The organism is Mesorhizobium sp. A556 (assembly GCF_054489545.1).
Genome location: NZ_JBTMXA010000005.1, coordinates 309,280 through 330,336 on the forward strand (window position 1 = coordinate 309,280; position 21,057 = coordinate 330,336).

Genomic DNA, 21,057 nt, shown 5'->3' on the forward strand with positions numbered 1-21,057 from the left:
TTGCGGGTTAGAGTTGAGGCAGCATTCCGTCAGTTCATGGAGCGGATATTCTTGCCGCGCAGCATCGGGCTTGCCCACATCATTCGGCAGGACGACGGCACATCCACCGGTGTCTGGGGCATCTATACGCTGAAAACCGCGTTCCAGCCGATCTTCGCCTTCAAGGACGGCAAGCTGCCGCTGGCCGGCTTCGAGGGCTTGATACGGCCGTTCCGCGACGGGCAGATGCAGTCGCCGGCCGCATTCTTCAGCACCTGCCCGGCTGCCGACCGGCTGCATATCGAGGCGTTGACGCGCACGCTGCACCTGCTGAACGCCGCCGCCTGCCTGCCGGAGGAAGCGTCGGTCTTCATCAATTTCGATCCGTCCGTTTTTACCGATCGCACGATAGCCGACAACGCGTTGCGCGAGATGCGGCTGGTTCTGCATGAGGCCAGTATCGATCCGCGCCGCATCGTCTGCGAGGTCACCGAGCAGCGGTCCGCCTCGCAGGAAACGCTTTTCGATTTCGTCGCAGCGCTGAAGGCCAACGGCTTTCGCATTGCCGTCGACGATTACGGGGCCGACGATTCCGACATCAACCGGATACGGCAGCTCAAGCCTGACATCGTCAAGTTCGATGCACATTGGATAACCCAGCTCATGGAGTCGGGAGCCGGCTTCGCCCTTCTGGCCACGATGGTCTCGGAGTTCGAGGAGCAGGGCATCGAGACCCTTTTCGAAGGTATCGAGGAGGGATGGCAGCTCGAACTGGCCGAAAAATCCGGTGCATCCATGGTGCAGGGTTTTGTTCTGGCGCGGCCGCAGATCGTACCCAGCAACTTCCATATATTCAGCCAAGAGAAGCCGGCGGAAAGCCCGGCCACGCTGGACCAGGGACAGCCCCCCATTGCGCCGCGCCCCCGACTGGCAGGGCAGGCCAGAGCCTTCGGCCGGAGAACGCCATCATGACGAGCGGTCGCGAGCGGCGCAGAAATGTCGGCGATGCGATTTTTGCCGACGAGATCGGCATCGAATACGGCGTGCTTGGCAAATACCGGCTGCGCAGCGCTTATCAGCCGATTTTCGCGCCGCGAGCCGACCTTCTTGTTCCGGTGGCGGTCGAGGCTCTGGTCGAGCCTCATCTGGCCGGCAAGGTCGTCCCGCCGACCACCTTCTTCGGCGAACTGGCCCCGCCTGATCGTCTCTACGCGGAAACCATGTGCCGGGCGCTGCACCTGCGCAACTACCACAATATCGACGCCGTCGGGCTGGACCTGTTTTTCAACTACAACCCGCAGATCAACGACCATGCGGGCAGGGCGCTTGCCGAAATTCGCCTGATGGCCATGCATCTCGACGATCTGGGGATCGAACCGGGCATGCTTGTCTGCGAGATCACCGAACAGGCCGCGCCCGACGACAGGCTGCTTGGTAAGCTCGTTCACGAGATGCGGCGAAACGGCATGCGCGTCGCCGTCGACGATTTTGGCGCCGGGCACTCGACCATGGCGCGAATGAGCGTCGTCGAGCCGGACATCGTCAAGCTCGATGGCGCGTGGTTTGGCCAACTGTGCCTTAGCGAGGTGTCCGAGCGGCTTTTGCGGCCGCTGGTGGCCGGCCTTCACGATCGTGGGATCAAGGTTCTGGTCGAAGGCATCGAAAACGCCCACCATCTGCGCACGGCTCTGGCAGGCGGCGTCGACATGCTGCAGGGCTTCTATCTGGGCCGGCCAGCACTGGCCGGCGCCATATTCGACGAAAAGCCGGTTGCCATCGAATCCCTGCTGGGCCTGGATGCCAAGATCCTGCCGTTCCAGCCGATCCATCAGCGGCGATGATGGTCGCACCAAGAAAAGTCACTGGATCAGGGCGCTTTTGAAGCGCAGTACATACCCTTCTCGATGGTGACGCCAATGACCGTGCTTTATGGAATGATCGACAGCGGCAATTGCTACAAGCCGCGGCTTTTGATGGCGAAACTGGGCCTGCCGTTCACTAATATCGAAGTGAGTTCCCACACCGGCGACACTCGCAAGCCCGATTACATCGCCAAGAACCCGAACGCCATGGTGCCGCTGCTGGAACTCGACGACGGCAGGCGGATCGCCGAATCCAACGCGATCCTGCTCTATCTCGCCGAGGGTACCCGTTTTCTGCCCGCTGACCGATACCAGCGCGCCATGGCCTATCAGTGGCTGTTTTTCGAGCAGTACAGCCATGAGCCGTATATCGCCGTGCGTAAAGCGCTGCTTACCTTTCCAGAACGGGCCAGGGACGCGACGCCGGAACGGCTGGCGCTGACGCTGGACCGCGGCAACAAGGCGCTTGGCGTTATGGACCGGCATCTGGCCGGCAGCCGGTTTTTTGCAGGTGACGCGCTCAGCGTCGCCGACATCGCGCTCTACGCCTACACACATAGCGCGGCAGAGGGCGGCTTCCAGATCGACGCCTATCCGGCGGTCGCATCCTGGCTGAAGCGGGTCGAGGCCGATCCTGGCCATGTCCCGATCGACTGGCTGCCCAATTAACAGCACCTGAATCGCACAGCCGGGCCGGCATGATCGGGTCGGAAAAAAAGCAAATAAAAAGGCGGGATAAATCCCGCCTTCCCATTTCGGTAGCCTGACCGGGAGCTTTTTGACCGGGCCGGCAGCAATCTGCTGCGTCGGCTTGTCGGGTTCTTCATGCTCCGGCGCGCTTATCGCGCGACCGCCAGTACATCCGTGACTTGCCGCGCGCTTCGAGCTATCGCCCGGCGCGCGCCGTTTTCAAAATCAGGCTGCCTTGCTCAGAGATCCAGCGGACGACTTGCCAGTGCGGCGGTCCTGCTCGATCTCGAAGTTGATTTTCTGGCCTTCGACCAGGGTGGAGAGGCCAGCGCGCTCGACAGCGGAGATGTGGACGAAAACGTCCGCGCCGCCATTGTCAGGCTGGATGAAGCCGAAACCCTTGGTGGAATTAAACCACTTTACCGTTCCAGTTGCCATTATCGGTAGTCCTTCGTATTTGCTATGGTGTTGACGGGGCCTCGGCCCAGCCGGTTTCGTATCGAGATTTTGGAGATAGACGTCAGCAAACGCGAAGATCGCGAGGCCCGGATCGATCGGCCGAAATATCAATAGCTCCCATATAAAGGCCATGGATGTCAAATGCAAGAGCCTGAAGAAGTCGGCGCGTAATTCTCCTTGCGCCGAAACCGTTTGGCGTTCCATGCGTTTCCTCATTCGGGATGCCTTGCGAGCAGTTGCAGGAGGCCATGCCGTGGAGACAACCGTGAAGACCGTTTTGCTTGCCCTTGCTCTTTGTCTTGTTGCCGCCGACGCGCAGGCGATCTCGCGCCATGATCCGACCCGCATGAGTTGCGCCCAGGTGCAGGCGACAATCGCCAATGCGGGCGCGGTCATCCTGCGCTATCAGTCGCCCCACACGCCGGGCCTGCCGCTGTACGACCGCTATGTCAGCACCGACCGTTTCTGCGAACAGGGCGAGGTGCGCAGCCGCGCCTATGTGCCGAGCGCGGACCGGCAATCCTGTCAGGTCTTCAAATGCAAGCGGCCGGAATTCGAGCGCCGACGGCGTCTGTGGATGGACGATTGACGCTCGCATCGGCGACATTGCTTCGAAAGCGGCTGGGCTTCAAAACGCAAAAGCGGTTTGGGCTGCCGGCGGCGGGCCGACATGCACGCCTTCCAGCGTCAGCATCCTTTCCTTCGCGACCGAGCCGCCCGGCGCCGAAAAGCCGCCGATCTTGCCGCCGGCGGCGAGAATGCGGTGGCACGGGATGATCAGCGGCACCGGGTTCGAGCCAAGGGCCGCGCCCGTTTCGCGCGGCAGGCCGCCATGGCCGGCGCGCTTGGCCAATTCGCCATAGGTGGTGGTTTCGCCAAAGCCGAGTTTTCGCGCCGCGTCGTAAATTGCCAGTCGGAAATCGTCGACGCCGGCAAGATCGACCGGTGTCTCGGTAAAATCCACTTCCGCGCCGGATGCATAGGCCTTGATCGCGGCGATCAGTTCGACAATCCATTGCGGCCGGTTCCGATCCGGGGTCGGAGCCACGCCGGCATGGCGCAGCACGCGCCGCTCGACCGCCTCGCGGCTTTTATCGGCGAGGAACAGCCGGTTGACGCCGCGCCCGCTCCACGCCAGCCCGATGTAGCCGAGAACGGTTTCGAAAACGGCGTTGCCGTCGCCGGCAGGGGTTTTTGTTTCCATGGCATGCTCCTTTTGCGCGGGCGAATGGACCATAACGGGAACAATATCGCATCGGCCGGCCCGTTTATCCACCCGAAAACCGACGGAAGCGCCAAAGATTGCCCATCGAGAGGGGCTGGTGTAAGGACGTGCGCAACAGCAGTCCGAAACAAGAACCGCCAAGGCGTCGCATTGCCTGCATCGAAAACCCTTTCCTGTATCGGCCTGATCGTGGCCGCAGCCGGCCTTGGCGGCTGCACCACGACCGCGCCCAAGGCGAGTTTCACGCAAACCGCCAGCTTGGCGGGCGACGCTGCCGGCTATCCGGCACTGCCGGAAACCGTTGCCGTGCTGCCTGAAAGCGCCTTCGCCCAAGCCGCCAGCAATGCCGACCTCGCCGCCCTGCTGCCGCCGCTGCAGTCCGGCGAGCAGGTTGCTGCCGCGCCCGTGACCATGGCGTCCGCCGTGCCCGGTTTCGAGGCTGTCGGCTATGCGGCGCCTTCCAGCCCGGCGGAAGCGGGCGCGAATTCGATCGACCGGCTGATCTCGAAATATGCCGCCATCTATGAGGTGCCGGAAGCGCTTGTGCGCCGTGTCGTCAAGCGCGAGAGCACGTTCAACCCGCGCGCCTATAATCGCGGCCATTGGGGGCTGATGCAGATCAAGCACGCCACCGCCAGGGGCATGGGCTATCTGGGGCCGGCAACGGGGCTGTTCGACGCCGAGACGAATTTGAAATACGCCGTGAAATATCTGCGCGGCGCGTGGCTGGTGGCCGACGGCGACGAGAACCGCGCCGACCGGCTTTACCAGCGCGGCTATTATTACGACGCCAAGCGCAAGGGCCTGCTGGAGGAAACCGGGCTCGGCGTCGACCGCAAGCGCCACCGCGCCAAGGTCGAGCCGCAAGCCTGATGCCCCCAAGGGGCGATTATCGCGCCGCGCCGCATTGCCTGGAGCCATCGTCAACCTCCCGCGCATGGATTTGCCTCCCGACCTGGCTTTGCCAATCGAGGTTTTCAAGAAGTCCGGGAAGACGGGCGGTCGCGGGATCGCTCAGTCTAAAATTTTAATGCGATCTCGCGACCGCCCATCCGGCCTTTTCTCCGAACCGTTCGCCGGGATCGCCCGTAGCCGGGAACGCCATCCTGCCTGCAAAGACAGGATGGCATTCCGGATGACGGCCCAGCGCTGACCGCTGATTTCGACTGGCCTTGCCCCGAAAGGCAGGCCGGCCTTGATTAAGCCGCCCTCCATGCAAACGTTCCGGGTCCGTCCCCGCAGCCACGTTAGCCACGACGGCGGAAGCCGGTTCCTCCCCGCGCAACCACCGTCATGACCGGCGTTCCCGGCAGGAGGAACGCGGGGAGTATGGGCGAGGGGGAAAGGGTGTGGAAAAGATTTTTTGGGGGGATCAGATGCTAAACTCATAAAGGCGCAAAATGCGTCGCCTGGCTCGGGTCTCGCAGGAAGCGCGTTTATTCAGTGTCGTCTCACAAACACTTCTTGCAATATGCACTTGAGATTGGGAGGATCGACTCCTAATAAGTGGCGCATGCAGTATGCACTATTCAAAAAATGAAAAGTTGGGGGGGGGGGGTGATTTTGGCGAGTCCAAAAGCAGATTGGGAACAGGTTTTATCTACATTGAAGGCCGACCTAAGCCTTCCTGAGGAGGCAATTGGGCTTCTAGCATTACAGTTGAAGTTTCGGCTAGAGGATATTCAATCTGTCGCCGCAGAAGGTTGCGCAATGCTACGTTTCAGCAAAGGCAAGAGCAGCAGCGCCTGCCAACAAAGCTTCTGATCTAAATACAGCGGTGGCTTGGCTTCTTACTCGAGATCTGGAAGATTTACCGGATTCTCTTAAAGGTCGTGCCGACGAATTTAGAAGTGCGATAAGTACGGGCGAAATAAAGCAAATTTATATTTGGTACGTTCATAATCTTCCTGCTTCCCAAAATGTCGCGCAGGAGCTAAAAACAGTTGAAAAAGCCGCAAAAATTGCATTGAAACCTTATACAAACGGAGCGGAAATTAATATATTTGCCGAGGAAATTGGTACAGAGCAGATTAGCCGATTTTACACTCAGGCTGAGCGGACAGTAATAGTTACCGATAATCTTGAAACCCGTGTGCCGGATGCTGTTGAAATAATTTCGAATGATTGGAGTTCCGTTGTAACGACGGTATCTGCTACTTGGCTAAGTAAGCTTTTTGAAGAATATGGAACGGATTTATTTTCTGCAAATCTGCGCAGCTATTTGGGATCTCGCTCGAGTGATTCGAATATAAATAACGGCATCAAGAATTCTGCCATAGACGAGCCGGAGAATTTCTGGGTCTACAACAATGGAATAACTGCCTTGGTTGTTGATTATCAACTTGGAAGGCGCTCATTGAAGGGAAGAATTTTAAGTATTAAGGGGATTTCAATTGTGAATGGTGCTCAAACTACTGGTTCACTTGGTAGTTTTGGTTTTCCTCCGTCGAGTTATATTATGGTTCCAATAAGATTTGTTAAATCTTCGAAAGAAAGCATAATTTCAAAAGTTGTTCGCTTTAATAATTCTCAAAACAAGTTGCAGGCTGCGGATTTTAGGAGCACTGATCAGATTCAGGACAGGTTACGTCAGGAATTTGTTAAAGTTCCAAATGCCGAATACGAAGGGGGTCGAAGAGGTGGCGCTAGCGATGCTATTAGAAGGAGTAAATATACCCTTCCTTCGTATACGGTAGGTCAGTCTTTAGCTGCTTTTCATGGCGATCCAGTCACAGCTTATGACAAAAAATCTGAAATTTGGACGAGCGAGAATATTTATAGGAGGGTCTTTACCGACAGAACTACTGCTCGGCATATTGTTTTTTGTTTTTCTTTATTGGAAGAAATAAATTCCCGTCGTCTTGTTTTGGCGCAAAAACAAAGGAAAGATGAGGAGGGACTGACCCAAACTGAGAAGTCTCACTTGAAATTCTTGAATAAAAAGGGTGCGTCGTATCTTTTAGTTGATGTTATTGCGATATGTATGGAAACGATTCTGGGTAGACCCGTCTCAAACCGGCTGAATATTCAGTTTAAAGCAAATATCTCTCCGGAGAGAGCCGCTAAAAATTGGTCTCCAATCATTGATCTTATGTTGTCGTTGTCAAACCAATTGGATCCGGCCTTCTCAAGGAATCGTATTTCCAACGAGACTGTTCAGAAAGCGGTTCCGAATTTCGTCGGCGTTATCGAGTCTCTTAAGCAGATTCACCAGGTGACTTTTGCTGATTTTGCGAAGCAAGTTGAGATTGCTAATTAGTGCAGCGATATTGAGTGGGGGTATCGTAGTAGGGATTTTTGCATCAGCGTGGCACAGGTTTTGTCTTTTCTCTTGTGGATCGGCGCGAAGCGGCGAGACGGATGAGGGGTCTTGGAAGGAATGAAAGGTTGGCGCTCCGGCCAGCACCCCTCATCCGACCTCGCCTGCGCTACGCTTGGCGCGGCCACCTTCTCCCACAAGGGGAGAAGGGAAGGGCGGCGTTAGCCCTCTTACGCGAAATATTCCTGCAGCGGCCTTACTTCCAAACTTCCCGCCCGTAGCGCTGCAATCGCTTCAGCCACTGCTGCCGCACCCGACAGCGTCGTGTAGTACGGCACCCTTTGCATCAGGGTGGCGCGGCGGAGGGATTTGGAGTCCGACACTGCTCCCTGGCCGTCCGTGGTGTTGAACACGATCTGCACCTGGCGGTTGCGGATGGCGTCTTCGATGTGTGGGCGGCCTTCCAGTACCTTGTTGATCTTTTCGGCCTCGACGCCGTTTTCCTTGAGGAAGCGGGCGGTGCCCGAGGTCGCTAGCACCTTGAAGCCCTGATCGGCGAGGCGTTTTACCGCCGGCAATATGCCGGCCTTGTCCTCGTCGCGCACCGACACGAACAGCGTGCCCGAGCGCGGCAGGTCGATGTTGGCGCCGAGCTGGCTCTTGGCGAAGGCCATGGCGAAATCGCGGTCGAGGCCCATCACCTCGCCGGTCGATTTCATCTCCGGCCCGAGCAATATGTCTACGCCGGGGAAGCGGGCGAAGGGGAACACCGCTTCCTTGACCGCGATGTGGCCGGGATTGCGGGCGTCGGGCTTTGAGCCGTAATGGGCGAAGGCCTCGTCCAGGCTTTCGCCGGCCATGATGCGCGCGGCGATCTTCGCAATGGGGCGGCCGATGGTTTTGGCCACGAACGGCACGGTGCGCGAGGCGCGGGGGTTCACTTCCAGCACGTAGACGACGCCGTCCTTGATGGCGAACTGCACGTTCATCAGCCCGCCGACATTGAGCGCGCGGGCCATGGCCGCCGTCTGGCGTTCCAGTTCGTCGACGAGATCGGAGGGCAGCGAATGCACCGGCAGCGAGCAGGCACTGTCGCCCGAATGGATGCCGGCCTCCTCGATATGCTCCAATATGCCGGCGATGTAGGTGTCCTTGCCCCCCTGGGCCGCATCGCACAGGCAGTCGACATCGACCTCGATCGCGCCCGACAGATAGGTGTCGAACAGAAGCGGGTTCTTGCCCAGCAGCGTGTTGATCTGGCCGGTCTTGTCGTTGGGGTACTTTTGCTTGATGTCTTCCGGCACCAGGCCGGGCACGGTGTCGAGCAGGTAGGTTTGCAGCATCGCCTCGTGGTGGATGATCTGCATGGCGCGGCCGCCGAGAACGTAGGATGGGCGCACGACCAGCGGGAAGCCGAGTTCGCCGGCAACGGTGCGGGCCTGCTCGACCGACCAGGCGATGCCGTTCTTGGGCTGGGTGAGGCCGAGCTTGTGCAGGAGTTTTTGGAAGCGGTCGCGGTCTTCGGCAAGGTCGATCATGTCGGGCGAGGTGCCGAGGATCGGGATACCGGCGGCTTCGAGCGCTGCCGCAAGCTTCAGCGGGGTCTGGCCGCCGAACTGCACGATGACGCCGACAAGTTCGCCGGCCATCTGCTCGACGCGCAGGATTTCCAGCACGTCCTCGTCCGTGAGCGATTCGAAATAGAGCCGGTCGGAGGTGTCGTAGTCGGTCGAGACCGTCTCCGGGTTGCAGTTGATCATGATCGATTCATAGCCGGCCTCGCGCAGCGCGAAGGAGGCGTGGCAACAGCAATAGTCGAACTCGATGCCCTGGCCGATGCGGTTCGGCCCGCCGCCGAGGATGACGACCTTTTTCCGCGACGAGACTTGCGACTCGTCGGCCAGCGCGCCTGCGAATGGCGTCTCGTAGGTCGAATACATATAGGCGGTGGGCGAGGCGAACTCGGCAGCGCAGGTGTCGATGCGCTTGTAGACCGGATGAACGTCGAGCTTATTTCTTGCCTTTTGAATCGCTTGCGGTTCGGTCTTCGTCAGGGACGCGAGGCGGGCGTCGGAGAAGCCCATGGCCTTGACCATGCGCAGATTGGCGGCGTCGGCGGGAATGCCGTGCTCGCGGATGCGCGCTTCCATGGCGAGGATGCCGTCGATCTGTTCGAGGAACCACGGATCGATCTTGCACATGGCGTGCACGTCTTCCAGCGACGTGCCCATGCGGATCGCCTGCGCCACCATGCGCAGCCGGTCGGGCGTCGGCGTGCCGAGCGCCGCGCGGATGGCGTTGCGGTCGTCGGACTTGTCGCCGCCCTCGGGACCGATGCCGGGGATCTCGATCTCGTCGAGGCCGTTGAGGCCGGTTTCCAGTCCGCGCAGCGCCTTTTGCAGGCTTTCCTGGAAGGTGCGGCCGATGGCCATGACCTCGCCGACCGACTTCATCGCGGTGGTCAGCGTGGTTCCAGCACCAGGGAATTTTTCGAAGGCGAAACGCGGGATTTTCGTGACGACATAATCGATGGATGGTTCGAACGAGGCCGGGGTGGCGCCGCCGGTAATATCGTTTTCCAGTTCGTCCAGCGTGTAGCCGACGGCCAGCTTGGCCGCGATTTTCGCGATGGGGAAGCCGGTGGCCTTGGAGGCAAGGGCCGAGGAGCGCGAGACGCGCGGGTTCATCTCGATGACGACGAGACGGCCGTCTGCCGGGTTGACGGCGAACTGCACGTTGGAGCCGCCGGTCTCGACGCCGATCTCGCGCAGCACCTTGATCGAGGCGTTGCGCATCATCTGGTATTCCTTGTCGGTCAGCGTCAGCGCAGGCGCGACGGTGATCGAATCGCCCGTATGCACGCCCATCGGGTCGATGTTTTCGATGGAGCAGACGATGATGCAATTGTCGGCCTTGTCGCGCACGACCTCCATCTCGTACTCCTTCCAGCCGAGCACGCTCTCCTCGATGAGGACTTCGGTGGTCGGCGAGGCGTCGAGGCCGGACTGCACGATCTCGTAGAATTCGGCGCGGTTGTAGGCGATGCCGCCGCCGGTGCCGCCCATGGTGAAGGAGGGGCGGATGATGGCGGGCAGGCCGACCGCATCCAGCGCCTGGGCGGCAATGCCCATGGCGTGGCCGATATAGCGCTGCTTGCGGTCGCCCTCGCCGAGGTTCCAGCTTGTTTCCAGCGCGTCGAGGGCCGAATCCAGATCGGCGGGGTTTTTGGCCTTGAGCGCCTCGCGCTCGGCCTCATGCTTCTTGCGGTCGGCGTCCTTGACGGCGGAGGCGTTGGCCAGCATCGATTTCGGCGTTTCCAGGCCGATCTTGGCCATGGCCTCGCGAAACAGCGAGCGGTCCTCGGCCTTGTCGATGGCGTGCGCGTCCGCGCCGATCATCTCGACGCCGTAGCGTTCCAGCACGCCCATGCGGCGCAGCGACAAAGCGGTGTTGAGCGCGGTCTGGCCGCCCATGGTGGGAAGCAGCGCGTCCGGGCGCTCGCGGGCGATGATCTTGGCCACGACTTCGGGCGTGATCGGCTCGATATAGGTGGCATCGGCCAGTTCCGGGTCGGTCATGATGGTGGCCGGGTTGGAATTGACCAGGATGACGCGGTAGCCTTCCTCGCGCAGCGCCTTGCAGGCCTGGGTGCCGGAATAGTCGAACTCGCAGGCCTGTCCAATGACGATGGGGCCGGCCCCGATGATCAGGATCGACTTGATGTCAGTGCGTTTTGGCATGGAATATCCGTTCGGCAGCGTTCGCGCAAAAACCGGACGGGCATTTCTCCGTTTCGCGTGCTACGCGTCGCGGAGGCCGGCCGGCTTGCGCTCAACGATTGTGGTGTCAGGCTAAGTCCGCCTTATAGGGACAGTCGCGCGGTTGTGTAACCCCCAAAAACGCCGAACGACACCTATTCAACGCGAACGCACAGCGTAAAGCCGGCGAACTGTCAGCGCGGGGTCGAACTGTCGTCGATCGAGGGCAGGGCCGCATCGCCGAAAGCGGCCGAAATCACGCTGTCGAGCAGGCCGGGAAAACGGCTTTCGAGGTCTTCGCGCCGCAAGGTGGTGAACTTGCTGGTGCCGACCGCCTTGGTCCTGGTGATGCCGGCCTCGCGCAGCTTGGCGAGGTGATAGCTGAGATTGGTCTTCGAGGTCAGGTCGAGGAACATCGAGCAGTTCATCGGCGTCTCGCGCCGCGCCAGTTCGCGCACGATCGCAAGCCGTGTCGGGTCGCCCAGGGCGACAAGCACGCCGGCAAGCGCGATCTGATCGGCAGGAGGGTGAGGCAGGTACATGCCTTCGAATTAAGCATAGTTGGAGCGTTTTTCAAACGAACGCGCTCTTCAGTCGTGTCTCAGTTTGAAATCTGAAACCGCGTCGCCGTTTGGCTAACCAGGTCCGGCTTCCTATATACATAGTGTAAGCATAGGAGATTTCATGAGAGTAAAATACACAACCGTCGCAACTATGGCTCAAGACATTGGTGTCCCTCCGCACGCGTTCGGAGCTGCGTTGCGGAGCGCCAAATTTCCCCCGCGTAAAGTGAAGCAGGATTGGGAAGTGAAGATTGGTAGCGAAGAGCATTCGGCAATGCGGACTGTACTCGTTTCGCTACTGCGCCAGGGGCGCGGCTTATCCGACGAAGCCAGGGGCCAGAATCGCGCCGCTGCGTGATCGACAATCCGTCCGGATTATGCGGGAGGACGCCGTCGACGTGATTGTCGACGGCAAAGGCTCTGCCGCAAAGGTGCTACAGCATGCCCCGAAACCGGGTCTCACTTTCGGGAGACATGCTCTAGCCGCTAGGTCAGCGATCTTGTGGCCGACGGACGGTCTTTGCGAGAAGATGGACGCCATTGCACCGAAACCCGATCAGCGCGGACCTTACAAAAAGTCCGCCGTCGAAAATTAAAGTTGAGACACACCCCCGCTTTTTGTCATGTTTTGAACGCGCCCGCCGCTGCCCGGCCCGGTGCTGACACAGCGCTGTCAGCAGGCGTCTGTTATTTTTCCCTGGCAGCATTGAATCGGCGCCGGTTCATATCCAATTGTTCAAATATCTTTGAACTAAGGATACTCCCATGGACAAGCGACTTATCTGGCTGGCGGTCGGAGCGTTTACGATTTCGACCGAAGGCTTCGTCATTTCCAGCCTGCTTCCCGACATTGCCGCGGACGCCCACATCTCGGTTCCGCTGGCCGGTGTCCTCATCACCGCCTTCGCGCTCGCTTATGCGATCGGCGCGCCCATCCTCACCACCCTTACCGGCGACTGGGACCGGCGGCGCGTCATCCTGACGACGTTGGCGCTGTTCGTGCTCGGCAATATCGGGGCGGCGGTCAGTTCGTCGTTCGAACTGCTGCTTGCCTCGCGTATCGTCATGGCGCTGGCGGCCGGCCTGTTTGCGGCAACCGCGCAGGCAACGGCCGTGGCGCTGGTCGATCCGCACCATCGTGCAAGGGCGATTGCCGTCGTCGTCGGCGGCACCACGGTTGCGGTGGCGGTCGGCGCGCCGCTGGGCGCGCTGCTGGCGGCCTTCACCGGCTGGCGCGGCACGTTCTTTGCCATCGCCGGCATGAGCGCGCTGGTCTTCGCGATCCTGTGGTTCGGCCTGCCGCGCGGCCTCTCCGGCACGCGCCTGCCGCTCAAGCGGCGGTTGGCGGCAGCAACGGTTCCCGGCGTGCGGCCGATCCTTTTGACGACGCTGTTTGCGTTGACGGGTGCTTTCGCCGTTTTCTCCTACATTGCGCCGCTGGCCATCGAAGGGGCGGGGCTGGACCCGATCGCGCTGCCTGGCATGCTGCTGGCGTTCGGCGTCGGCGCGATGATCGGCAATTTCGCCGGCGGGCAGGCGGCGGATCGTTTTGGGGCAACGCGCACGGTGGCCTGGTCGCTGGGGCTCAGCGCCTTCTTCCTGGCCTTGACCTCGGCCATACCGGCGCTGCTGCCGCATGAAATGGCCGGTCCTGCGCTGATCGCCGTGATGGTGCCGTGGGGCATCGTCGGCTGGGCGTTTCCGCCGGCGCAGGCAAGCCGCATCGTCAAACTCGCGCCGGACGCGGCCCCGATCGTGCTGTCGTTGAACGGGTCGGCGCTCTATTTCGGCGTAGCCCTTGGCGCGGGCGTCGGCGGCCTCGTATTGCAAGTCGGCGCGCCGGTCGATCTTGGCGTGGCGGCGGCGTTGTTTCCGCTGGCGGGGCTGGGCGTCATGCTGGCTGAGGTGCGCGCCACAAGAGTTGCGGCGGTGGCTGCGGAATAGAACCCAAGAGGCGGGCAGCCAATGCCCGCCCCTTGTGCAAGCGTCGATCGCGCCCTCAGGGCAGGGGGTCGGCGCATCCGTAGAGGATGGCTTCGCACATGCGGCGGTAGCGCTCCGGCAGCTTTTCGGGAGCAATCGGCGGTCGCGCCTGGTTGACCCCGCGTGCGCCGTCCGCCAGCGTTTGCGCCAGATCCTCGATCGTCGTCTGTTGCTTCAGCCGCAGCAGGCCGCTGGCCTGCAACTCGACCAGGATTTCGGCCAGTTGCCGCTGGAATGCGGTGGCCCATTCCATCATGATGTCGCCGCCGCGACGGAAGGCCTGTTCGTTGATCTCCAGCGCATGCGGGGAGGCGGCCAGCCTGCGGCGGGTGTCGCCATAGCGGGCGTCCATGATTACGCTTAGAACTTCGACGGCGCTGCCGCCGCGCTCCAGCACGATGCGCCCGGCGGCCATGCCCTTGCCGATCGCCCGCTCGTTGCCGACGCGAAGCGTGTGGCGGAAGGCTTCCTCCTTGTTGGAAAAATGGTGATAGAGCGCGCGCCGGGTGAAGCCGCAAGCGCGCGCAAGGCCGCTCATCGTTGCCTGCTCGTAGCCGACATCGAGAAATGCCTGGATTATCCGTTCGGCGAGGTCGTCGTTTGGCGCCATATTTCACCACTTTCGAATTTATACATATTGCACAGATGTGTGTAATATGAGAAGGTTCTTTATCGCGGGCGGCATGATCCGTTGTTTGAAACGTGACCGGACTTGCGATCAACCCTGTAGAGGACATTCCCATGAAAATACTTGCAGCGACAACAATGGCGGCAACATTGCTGTGCTTTGCCAGTGTTCCGGCCGCCTGGGCCAATAGCGACGATGCGGCCTGGATCAGTCGCTGCGTTTCAGACAATAGCGACCAGAACCAGTCCGACGCGACCATCGCCACCTATTGTGCCTGCATGAACAACAAGATGTCTTCGAACGAGACGCGTTCGATCACCACTTGGGAAAAGAGCCATCCCAAGGCGCAGGAAGCCTGCTCCAAGGAAGCCCATTGGGTCGGAAACTAGGCCAAGCGGGGGGCGGGTCGAGACCGGGTCGGTTCCATTTCCAAATCGTGCGGCCCGATCGATTGGTCCTAGACGAACGAGCCGGTCTTGACTTCGCCCCCTCGCACATAGGTCGCCATGATGACCCCGGTGTCAGAGGTCTGCGAACGTGTCTGCCGGAAGGAAGCCGGCATCGCTCCGTCGTCGAACAGGCGTTTGCCCTTGCCCAGCAGTACGGGAAAGATCAGCAAGGAAAACTGGTCGATCAGGTCTGCGGCAAACAGGGCGCGCGCAAGCTGGCCCGATCCCTGGATCAAAAGGTCAGGTCCATCCTGTTTTTTAAGGTCGCGCAGCGCCGGGACAATATCGGGGCCTAGCGGCACGCTGTTTTGCCATGCAAGCGTTTCGGGTGAGGAGGTCGCCACATATTTGGTCGCGGCGTTGAACGGATCGGCGATCGGGTGATCCTTGATGTCGGGCCAGTGGCCGGCAAAAATGTCATAGGTCTTGCGACCGAGCAGCAGGTCGTAGGGGGCGGAAAGAACCTCCATGATGAAGGCGCCGGTGGTATCGTCCGCGTAGGGCACGACCCAGCCGCCGAAGCTGAAGCCGCCGGACGGATCTTCCACCGGCCCGCCGGGCGCCTGCATGACGCCGTCGAGGCTGACGAATGTGGAAGCTTTGATCTTGCGCATGGTCTGTCCTCCGTGTGGGGTTATGCCCCAAGGACGCGCCAGACTACGCGCAGCCGACATTCCGTTCAGAATAACGCGAGCAAGCGATCAGCCGAAGCCGACGACGGTATCGTAGAGCAGCTTGAAATTGAGGGCGAGGATGATGGCGGTGACGAGCCATGCCAGCCACGCCACACCGCGCGGAATGGCGAAGTTGCCCATCTTTTCCTTGTCCGAGACGAACATCACCAGCGGGACGACCGCGAAGGGAAGCTGCATCGAAAGGATGACCTGGCTGAAGATCAGCAGTTCGGCGGTTCCCTTTTCGCCATAGAGCGCGGTGACGACGACGACCGGGATGATGGCGAGGCCGCGCGTCAAGAGGCGGCGCGCCCATCGCGGAATGCGCAGCCGCAGAAAACCTTCCATGACGATCTGGCCGGCAAGCGTTGCCGTTACCGTCGAGTTGAGGCCGGAGGCGAGCAGGGCTACGGCGAACAGGATGGAGGCGATGCCGAGGCCGAGCAGCGGCGACAGCAACTGGAACGCCTGGCCGATTTCGGCGACGTCCTCGTGGCCGGTGCCGTGGAAGGCGACGGCCGAGACGATCAGGATCGAGGCGTTGACGAACAGCGCCAGCATCAGGGCGATGGTGGAGTCCAGCGTCGCCCATTTGATGGCGTCGCGCTTGCCGTGGTCGGTGCGCTCATAGGCGCGGGTCTGCACGATCGAGGAATGCAGATAGAGGTTATGCGGCATCACGGTCGCGCCGATGATGCCGATGGCGATGTAGAGCATGGCCGGGTTGGTGGCGATTTCGGTCGAAGGCACGAACATCGAATGCAGGATCGAGCCGACCGGGGGCGCGGCAACGAAGATCTGCACCGCGAAACAGCCGAAGATGATGACGAGCAGCGCCACGACGAAGGCCTCGAGGTAGCGGAAGCCCTTGTTCATCAAGAGCAGAACCAGGAAGGCGTCGAGCGCGGTGAGCAGGGCGCCGCCGATGAGCGGAATACCGAACAGGAGTTGCAAGGCGATGGCCGTGCCGATGACTTCCGCCAGGTCGCAGGCGATGATGGCGAGTTCGCAGGCGACCCACAGCACATAGGCGACGGGCTTGGGATAGTAGGCGCGGCAGGCCTGGGCGAGATCGCGGCCGGTGGCGATGCCGAGCCGGGCTGCCAGCGCCTGCAGGAGGATCGCCATCAGGTTCGACAGCATGACGACGAACAGGAGCGTGTAGCCGAACTGCGCGCCGCCGGCGAGGTCGGTCGCCCAGTTGCCGGGGTCCATATAGCCGACCGAAACCATGTAGCCGGGACCCATGAAGGCGAACAGGCGGCGCATCCAACTGCCCGTGCCGGGTACGGCCACGGTGGCGTTGACTTCGGACAGGCTCGGCATCTCGCCTTCCTGGCGGCGGAAGAAATGCCAGTCGGAGCGCTGTCGTGCGGTGAGTTCGGCGTCGGACATGGGATTCCTGCAGGAATGGCTGTTGTGTTGTCGCCTATTTATGCAAAGGCTCAACATTATGCAATAGGCTATATTTCATTGTGTGTGCTTTGAGAGAGCGGGTTGGGCGGGTGCGGCGTAGGCCCGGTGGGACACCCAAAACGGGGATGGCCAATAAACAGTCTCGAAAAATCGAAGCCCGTGCTATAAATGTTATGCGCCGTTGCAATTCCAGCAGCGCATAGGATTGCTGCACCCATTCCGGCACGCCGATCATTCGAACCCTGACCGGAGAGGCACAATGGCACAGAAGAGCCGACCGATTTTCCGTGGCGAACCGCTGCCGGATGCCGAGGTTCATTCCGAAGGTTTCCGCCAGACCCGCGAGGCGCAGCGTAGCGCGCTGGTCGAGGATTATGTCGAACTGATCGCCGACCTGATCGAGGACGGCAACGAGGCGCGCCAGGTGGATATCGCGGCGCGTCTTGGCGTCGCGCAGCCGACGGTGGCAAAGATGCTGACGCGGCTTTGCGCCGAGGGGCTGGTTTCGCGAAAGCCGTATCGCGGCGTCTTCCTGACCGAAGCCGGGCGCAAGATGGCCGAGGAAAGCCGCATCCGGCACCAGACCGTCGAGGCGTTCCTGCGTTCCATCGGGGTTAGCGCGGAGACGGCGCGCATCGACGCCGAGGGAATCGAGCATCACGTCAGCGCCGAGACGCTAGCAGCGTTTCGAAAGGCCATGGCGGCAAACTGAGTGGATGCGGGCCTTCCATGGAACGGACGACGATGCGCGGCGTTGATGGTCCACGTCCGCGGCTGGCGCGGGCAGGTGGAGAACCGACATGGGCGTCCAACAGGCACCGACCGCAAAAGGCAAGGCGTCATCCAAGGGATTGATGGATGCGGCAGCCAAGAACGAACGCAAGACCGAGGCGGCAACCGGCAAGCCGCTGAAAAAGGGCGAAAAGCGCTTCGAGGAGCGTTCCAAGAGTTCTGACGGCAAGAGCGCCGGCACCAAGCAAAAAGATTGATCCCGTTTTTCCGCACGGAAAGCCGGGCTTTGCCAATCCGGGCGGCTGTCACGGCGATGGCGGCTGCCCGTTTTCGGTTCCGGATAACGACGCTTGGTCATGTTCAGGACGAAAAATGCTGTGACTCGGTCACGGCCTTCAGATAATCGTTGGTGAGTTGGACTGCCGCACCATGCGGGACGGTCGGCTGCGAAGCGCATAAGAGGAATTGCCATGCTCTGGAAGGGTCGTCGTCAGAGTGACAATATCGAGGACCAGCGCGGCCAGAGCGGCGGCGGGCTGCCGGGCGGCTTCGGACGCGGCGGACGCGGCCAGTTCCGCATTCCCATCGGCGGGCTCATGGGCGGCGGCGGCCTCAAGGGTATCGTCATCCTGGTCGTTTTGTATTTTATCTTGAAGGCGATCGGCATCGATCCGTCGATGCTGCTCGGCGGCGGCACGCCTGGCGACAATGGCGGCCAGACTACGCAGCAGAGCGCGGACGATACGGGCGCACCGGCAAACAATGACGAGATGAAGCAGTTCGTGGCGACCGTGCTGGCCGAGACCGAAGACGTATGGACCGGCATTTTCAAGGCTAATGGCCTGACCTATGAAGACCCCAAGTTGGTGATGTTTTCGGGGCAGATCAAGTCGGCATGCGGCTTCGCCTCGTCGGCCTCGGGACCATTCTACTGCCCCGGCGATCACAAGGTCTATCTCGACACCGCCTTCTTCCAGCAACTGGCGCAGCAGTTCGGCGCGTCCGGCGATTTCGCGCAAGCCTATGTCGTCGCGCATGAAGTCGGCCACCATGTGCAGAACCTCACCGGCATCCTGCCCAAGTTCAACCAGATGCGGCAGGGCATGAGCGAGGCCGAAGCCAACCACATGTCGATGCAGGTGGAATTGCAGGCTGACTGCTTTGCCGGCGTGTGGGGCCACTTCACCGCGCAGAAGGGCATTTTGGAGCAGGGCGATATCGAGGAGGCGCTGAACGCCGCCCAGCAGATCGGCGACGACACGCTGCAAAAGAAGACGCAAGGCTATGTCGTGCCGGAAAGCTTCAACCACGGCACCTCGGCGCAACGCCAGAAATGGTTTTCCGCCGGCTTCAAGAGCGGCAAGCTGTCTGACTGTGACACGTTCAACAACCCGATCTGATGCATGTCGCCCGAAAGTGGGAACCGGTTTCGGCACAACGACATGCATCAAACCAAGGGCGTGAAGCGCACCGCATGAATTCAGGTGCGACGCGCTGTAGAGCATCGGGCCGGCGAGGTTAACCCCGGCGGCGCGGCAGTCGGATCGTTAATGGGATCGATAAAATCCCGTAACGTCGTTGAGCGATGTTGAAATAAATAACTGCTAGCCTCGTTGGATAAATTGCTGCGGGGGTAGCTATTATGCCTATGTCGACCGACTTTCTGCGGGACCAGCGTGGAAATTTCGCGCTCATTACCGCCTTCCTCGCCGTCCCGTTGTTGATGACGGTCGGCATGTCGGTCGATTATTCGACCATCTTGCGCACGCGCTCCAATTTGCAGAATACGCTGGACGCCGCGGTGCTGGCGGTTGCGCGTGAAGGCAAGGACGTCAGCGATGCCCGTGCCCGCGAGATCGCCGAGCTTTTCGTGGCGCAAAATTTTGCGGGCGAAGTCAGCGATCTTAAAGTAACGCATGTCGGAACCTCTTTCAGCGTGGACGGCCGGACCAAGGCCGATATCGCCTTCGGCCATTTGCTCGGCTATGACGGCTGGACGGTCGCTGCGGCTTCTTCGGCCGATATTGCCTATTCCACCTACGAGGTCGGGCTGGTTCTCGACACCACCGGATCGATGGCCGGCGGCAAGCTGACTGCGATGAAGGATGCTGTGACCGGGCTGATCGACGATATGTCCAGCCAGGTGCAGGACAAGGACAAGCTCAAATTCGCGCTCGTCCCGTTTTCGTCCTTCGTCAATGTCGGGCCTGGGTTAGGCCCTTCCTTCGACACGGACGGCAAGCAGGTCCAGAGCACCGGCGCGGCGTGGCTTGACCTCAAGGGCGCCAACCCCATCAGCCAATCCGAACTTTCGGTGGGCGCCAGCCGCTTCCAGCTTTACAAGAATCTCGCCCGGAAATGGTCCGGCTGCGTCGAAACGCGTGAAGCGGGCGGCCAGGGCTATGACGTTTCAGACGCCGCAGCCGATCCGAACAAGCCGGAAAGCCTGTTCGTGCCGGCTTTCGCCATCGATGAGCCCGACAGTTGGGGCTACCTCAACAGCTATATCAGTTCTCCGGCCAAGGTTCGCGACAATTCGGTTGCGCAAAAGCGGGCGCGCTGGGCGAAATACGGTGTGACTTCCAACGTCACGACCGGGGCGCCGCGGCTGGATGGGTGGCTTCCGGCACTGGGCGGCGGGCACCCGACGCCGATCCAGATCAACACGCGCCATATGTCGGGCTACGGCGAAACCGGCCCCGGTTTCGGCTGCGTGAGCCAGCCCATCGTGCCGCTGTCCAACGATTATGCGATGCTGAAATCGCGGGTGAATTCCTTTGCGGCGGAAGGCAACACCAACATCATGGAAGGCGTGGCCTGGGGCATGCGGGTGCTTTCGCCGGGCGAGCCGTTCGCGCAGGGCCTGGACCCGAAAAAGGGCCATGTTGAAAAAATCCTGATCGTGCTGACCGATGGCAGCAACACCTTCACCACGTCCAGCACCGATCTGAACTCGACCTATTCCAGCTTCGGCTATCTTGCCGATGGGCGCATCGATGCCGGGGGCAGCTACTCGATCAACAAGAGTATGAACGACAAGACGCAGGCCGCCTGCACGAATGCCAAGGCGCAGGGGATGGAAGTCTATACGATCCGGCTGGAGGAACCGGACGTTGCCACCGGCACCATGCTGCTGGAATGCGCCAGCAAGCCGGAAAATTACTTCGACGTGCCGTCGCGCTCGCAACTCGATACGGCGTTCGAGAAGATCAAGGATCGCATCGCGACGGTGCGCATTTCATCGTGACGCCGCACTCCGATCGCTGCCCCTCCGATCGCTGAATGTCGATTGGTCCTGCAGCGCGTCGCACCTGAATGGATTCATGCGGCGCGCTTCAAGCCCTTGTCTTGATGCATGTCGTCGCCCCGAAACGGGTTCC

The 21,057-nt window shown here is 60.8% G+C and carries 19 protein-coding genes; 12 read left to right on the forward strand and 7 right to left on the reverse strand.

Translation table 11 applies throughout. The features are described 5' to 3' along the window. Nucleotides 1–51 precede the first annotated feature (51 nt). The 3 genes from ACX3P0_RS13670 to ACX3P0_RS13680 all read left to right on the forward strand — a co-directional run bounded on the left by ACX3P0_RS13670 (nt 52) and on the right by ACX3P0_RS13680 (nt 2,510). Nucleotides 52–951: an EAL domain-containing protein gene (locus tag ACX3P0_RS13670; protein ID WP_459089202.1), complete on the forward strand. Its 900-nt coding sequence runs from the start codon at nt 52–54 to the stop codon at nt 949–951. Beyond that, the gene (locus ACX3P0_RS13675) at nt 948–1,820 is read left to right on the forward strand and encodes an EAL domain-containing protein (RefSeq protein ID WP_459089204.1); all 873 of its coding nucleotides are present in this window, start codon (nt 948–950) and stop codon (nt 1,818–1,820) included. Before ACX3P0_RS13670 ends, ACX3P0_RS13675 begins: the two co-directional genes overlap by 4 nt. A gap of 75 nt (nt 1,821–1,895) precedes the next feature. Next, nucleotides 1,896–2,510: a glutathione S-transferase family protein gene (locus ACX3P0_RS13680; RefSeq protein ID WP_459089206.1), complete on the forward strand. Its 615-nt coding sequence runs from the start codon at nt 1,896–1,898 to the stop codon at nt 2,508–2,510. 246 nt (nt 2,511–2,756) lie between these two features. Here the strand turns inward: ACX3P0_RS13680 and ACX3P0_RS13685 are convergent, their stop codons facing one another. Further along, on the reverse strand, nt 2,757–2,969 hold the full coding sequence (locus ACX3P0_RS13685) for a cold-shock protein (protein WP_112396569.1): 213 nt from the start codon (nt 2,967–2,969) through the stop codon (nt 2,757–2,759). A gap of 286 nt (nt 2,970–3,255) precedes the next feature. Here ACX3P0_RS13685 and ACX3P0_RS13690 point away from each other — a divergent pair, with 286 nt between their 5' ends. Next, nucleotides 3,256–3,579: a hypothetical protein gene (locus ACX3P0_RS13690; protein ID WP_459089208.1), complete on the forward strand. Its 324-nt coding sequence runs from the start codon at nt 3,256–3,258 to the stop codon at nt 3,577–3,579. 39 nt (nt 3,580–3,618) lie between these two features. On the opposite strand, the gene ACX3P0_RS13695 is transcribed toward ACX3P0_RS13690, so the two are convergent. After that, the gene (locus tag ACX3P0_RS13695; RefSeq protein WP_459089210.1) at nt 3,619–4,194 is read right to left on the reverse strand and encodes a methylated-DNA--[protein]-cysteine S-methyltransferase; all 576 of its coding nucleotides are present in this window, start codon (nt 4,192–4,194) and stop codon (nt 3,619–3,621) included. Between the two features lie 171 nt (nt 4,195–4,365). On the opposite strand from ACX3P0_RS13695, the gene ACX3P0_RS13700 reads away from it, so the two are divergent. Both ACX3P0_RS13700 and ACX3P0_RS13705 read left to right on the forward strand, forming a co-directional pair. Further along, entirely contained in the window at nt 4,366–5,088 is a 723-nt protein-coding gene (locus tag ACX3P0_RS13700; protein ID WP_459089212.1) for a transglycosylase SLT domain-containing protein, read from the forward strand. Nucleotides 5,089–5,992: 904 nt separating this feature from the next. Then, nucleotides 5,993–7,474 carry an AIPR family protein gene (locus tag ACX3P0_RS13705; RefSeq protein WP_459089214.1) on the forward strand — a complete coding sequence of 494 codons (1,482 nt, stop codon included), beginning with the start codon at nt 5,993–5,995 and terminating at the stop codon, nt 7,472–7,474. Nucleotides 7,475–7,704: 230 nt separating this feature from the next. Here ACX3P0_RS13705 and carB read toward each other — a convergent pair whose 3' ends face one another. Both carB and ACX3P0_RS13715 read right to left on the reverse strand, forming a co-directional pair. Continuing rightward, entirely contained in the window at nt 7,705–11,214 is a 3,510-nt protein-coding gene (gene carB, locus ACX3P0_RS13710; RefSeq protein ID WP_459089216.1) for a carbamoyl-phosphate synthase large subunit, read from the reverse strand. 212 nt (nt 11,215–11,426) lie between these two features. Further along, nucleotides 11,427–11,774, reverse strand: a complete 348-nt coding sequence (locus tag ACX3P0_RS13715; RefSeq protein ID WP_459089218.1) for an ArsR/SmtB family transcription factor — start codon at nt 11,772–11,774, stop codon at nt 11,427–11,429. 786 nt (nt 11,775–12,560) lie between these two features. Here ACX3P0_RS13715 and ACX3P0_RS13720 point away from each other — a divergent pair. Further along, nucleotides 12,561–13,739: an MFS transporter gene (locus tag ACX3P0_RS13720; protein WP_459089220.1), complete on the forward strand. Its 1,179-nt coding sequence runs from the start codon at nt 12,561–12,563 to the stop codon at nt 13,737–13,739. A gap of 55 nt (nt 13,740–13,794) precedes the next feature. On the opposite strand, the gene ACX3P0_RS13725 is transcribed toward ACX3P0_RS13720, so the two are convergent. Continuing rightward, nucleotides 13,795–14,388 carry a TetR/AcrR family transcriptional regulator gene (locus ACX3P0_RS13725; RefSeq protein ID WP_459089222.1) on the reverse strand — a complete coding sequence of 198 codons (594 nt, stop codon included), beginning with the start codon at nt 14,386–14,388 and terminating at the stop codon, nt 13,795–13,797. Between the two features lie 131 nt (nt 14,389–14,519). Between ACX3P0_RS13725 and ACX3P0_RS13730 the strand changes: the two genes are divergently transcribed. Continuing rightward, nucleotides 14,520–14,795 (forward strand): hypothetical protein, encoded by a 276-nt coding sequence (locus tag ACX3P0_RS13730; protein ID WP_459078184.1) that lies wholly within the window; start codon nt 14,520–14,522, stop codon nt 14,793–14,795. 68 nt (nt 14,796–14,863) lie between these two features. Here ACX3P0_RS13730 and ACX3P0_RS13735 read toward each other — a convergent pair whose 3' ends face one another. Together ACX3P0_RS13735 and ACX3P0_RS13740 are read right to left on the reverse strand one after the other, a co-directional pair. Continuing rightward, nucleotides 14,864–15,469: a dihydrofolate reductase family protein gene (locus tag ACX3P0_RS13735; protein ID WP_459089224.1), complete on the reverse strand. Its 606-nt coding sequence runs from the start codon at nt 15,467–15,469 to the stop codon at nt 14,864–14,866. Nucleotides 15,470–15,556: 87 nt separating this feature from the next. Further along, nucleotides 15,557–16,924 carry an Nramp family divalent metal transporter gene (locus ACX3P0_RS13740; protein WP_459089226.1) on the reverse strand — a complete coding sequence of 456 codons (1,368 nt, stop codon included), beginning with the start codon at nt 16,922–16,924 and terminating at the stop codon, nt 15,557–15,559. A 280-nt stretch (nt 16,925–17,204) separates the two neighbouring features. Here ACX3P0_RS13740 and mntR point away from each other — a divergent pair, with 280 nt between their 5' ends. The 4 genes from mntR (at nt 17,205) to ACX3P0_RS13760 (ending at nt 20,924) form a co-directional block, all read left to right on the forward strand. Beyond that, the gene (gene mntR / locus ACX3P0_RS13745; RefSeq protein WP_459078187.1) at nt 17,205–17,657 is read left to right on the forward strand and encodes a manganese-binding transcriptional regulator MntR; all 453 of its coding nucleotides are present in this window, start codon (nt 17,205–17,207) and stop codon (nt 17,655–17,657) included. Nucleotides 17,658–17,745: 88 nt separating this feature from the next. Further along, nucleotides 17,746–17,934 carry a hypothetical protein gene (locus ACX3P0_RS13750; protein ID WP_459078188.1) on the forward strand — a complete coding sequence of 63 codons (189 nt, stop codon included), beginning with the start codon at nt 17,746–17,748 and terminating at the stop codon, nt 17,932–17,934. Between the two features lie 213 nt (nt 17,935–18,147). Next, on the forward strand, nt 18,148–19,077 hold the full coding sequence (gene ypfJ / locus ACX3P0_RS13755) for a KPN_02809 family neutral zinc metallopeptidase (RefSeq protein WP_459089228.1): 930 nt from the start codon (nt 18,148–18,150) through the stop codon (nt 19,075–19,077). A gap of 242 nt (nt 19,078–19,319) precedes the next feature. Beyond that, nucleotides 19,320–20,924 carry a TadE/TadG family type IV pilus assembly protein gene (locus ACX3P0_RS13760; protein ID WP_459089230.1) on the forward strand — a complete coding sequence of 535 codons (1,605 nt, stop codon included), beginning with the start codon at nt 19,320–19,322 and terminating at the stop codon, nt 20,922–20,924. The last annotated feature ends 133 nt before the right edge of the window (nt 20,925–21,057 follow it).

What these genes read in the sequence shown, in the direction of transcription:
- ACX3P0_RS13675 (WP_459089204.1), top strand. Translation starts at nt 948, where the DNA reads ATGACGAGCGGTCGCGAGCGGCGCAGAAATGTCGGCGATGCGATTTTT.
- ACX3P0_RS13680 (WP_459089206.1), top strand. Translation starts at nt 1,896, where the DNA reads ATGACCGTGCTTTATGGAATGATCGACAGCGGCAATTGCTACAAGCCG.
- ACX3P0_RS13685 (WP_112396569.1), bottom strand. Translation starts at nt 2,969, where the DNA reads ATGGCAACTGGAACGGTAAAGTGGTTTAATTCCACCAAGGGTTTCGGC.
- ACX3P0_RS13695 (WP_459089210.1), bottom strand. Translation starts at nt 4,194, where the DNA reads ATGGAAACAAAAACCCCTGCCGGCGACGGCAACGCCGTTTTCGAAACC.
- carB (WP_459089216.1), bottom strand. Translation starts at nt 11,214, where the DNA reads ATGCCAAAACGCACTGACATCAAGTCGATCCTGATCATCGGGGCCGGC.
- ACX3P0_RS13715 (WP_459089218.1), bottom strand. Translation starts at nt 11,774, where the DNA reads ATGTACCTGCCTCACCCTCCTGCCGATCAGATCGCGCTTGCCGGCGTG.
- ACX3P0_RS13720 (WP_459089220.1), top strand. Translation starts at nt 12,561, where the DNA reads ATGGACAAGCGACTTATCTGGCTGGCGGTCGGAGCGTTTACGATTTCG.
- ACX3P0_RS13725 (WP_459089222.1), bottom strand. Translation starts at nt 14,388, where the DNA reads ATGGCGCCAAACGACGACCTCGCCGAACGGATAATCCAGGCATTTCTC.
- ACX3P0_RS13730 (WP_459078184.1), top strand. Translation starts at nt 14,520, where the DNA reads ATGAAAATACTTGCAGCGACAACAATGGCGGCAACATTGCTGTGCTTT.
- ACX3P0_RS13735 (WP_459089224.1), bottom strand. Translation starts at nt 15,469, where the DNA reads ATGCGCAAGATCAAAGCTTCCACATTCGTCAGCCTCGACGGCGTCATG.
- ACX3P0_RS13740 (WP_459089226.1), bottom strand. Translation starts at nt 16,924, where the DNA reads ATGTCCGACGCCGAACTCACCGCACGACAGCGCTCCGACTGGCATTTC.
- mntR (WP_459078187.1), top strand. Translation starts at nt 17,205, where the DNA reads ATGGCACAGAAGAGCCGACCGATTTTCCGTGGCGAACCGCTGCCGGAT.
- ACX3P0_RS13750 (WP_459078188.1), top strand. Translation starts at nt 17,746, where the DNA reads ATGGGCGTCCAACAGGCACCGACCGCAAAAGGCAAGGCGTCATCCAAG.
- ypfJ (WP_459089228.1), top strand. Translation starts at nt 18,148, where the DNA reads ATGCTCTGGAAGGGTCGTCGTCAGAGTGACAATATCGAGGACCAGCGC.
- ACX3P0_RS13760 (WP_459089230.1), top strand. Translation starts at nt 19,320, where the DNA reads ATGCCTATGTCGACCGACTTTCTGCGGGACCAGCGTGGAAATTTCGCG.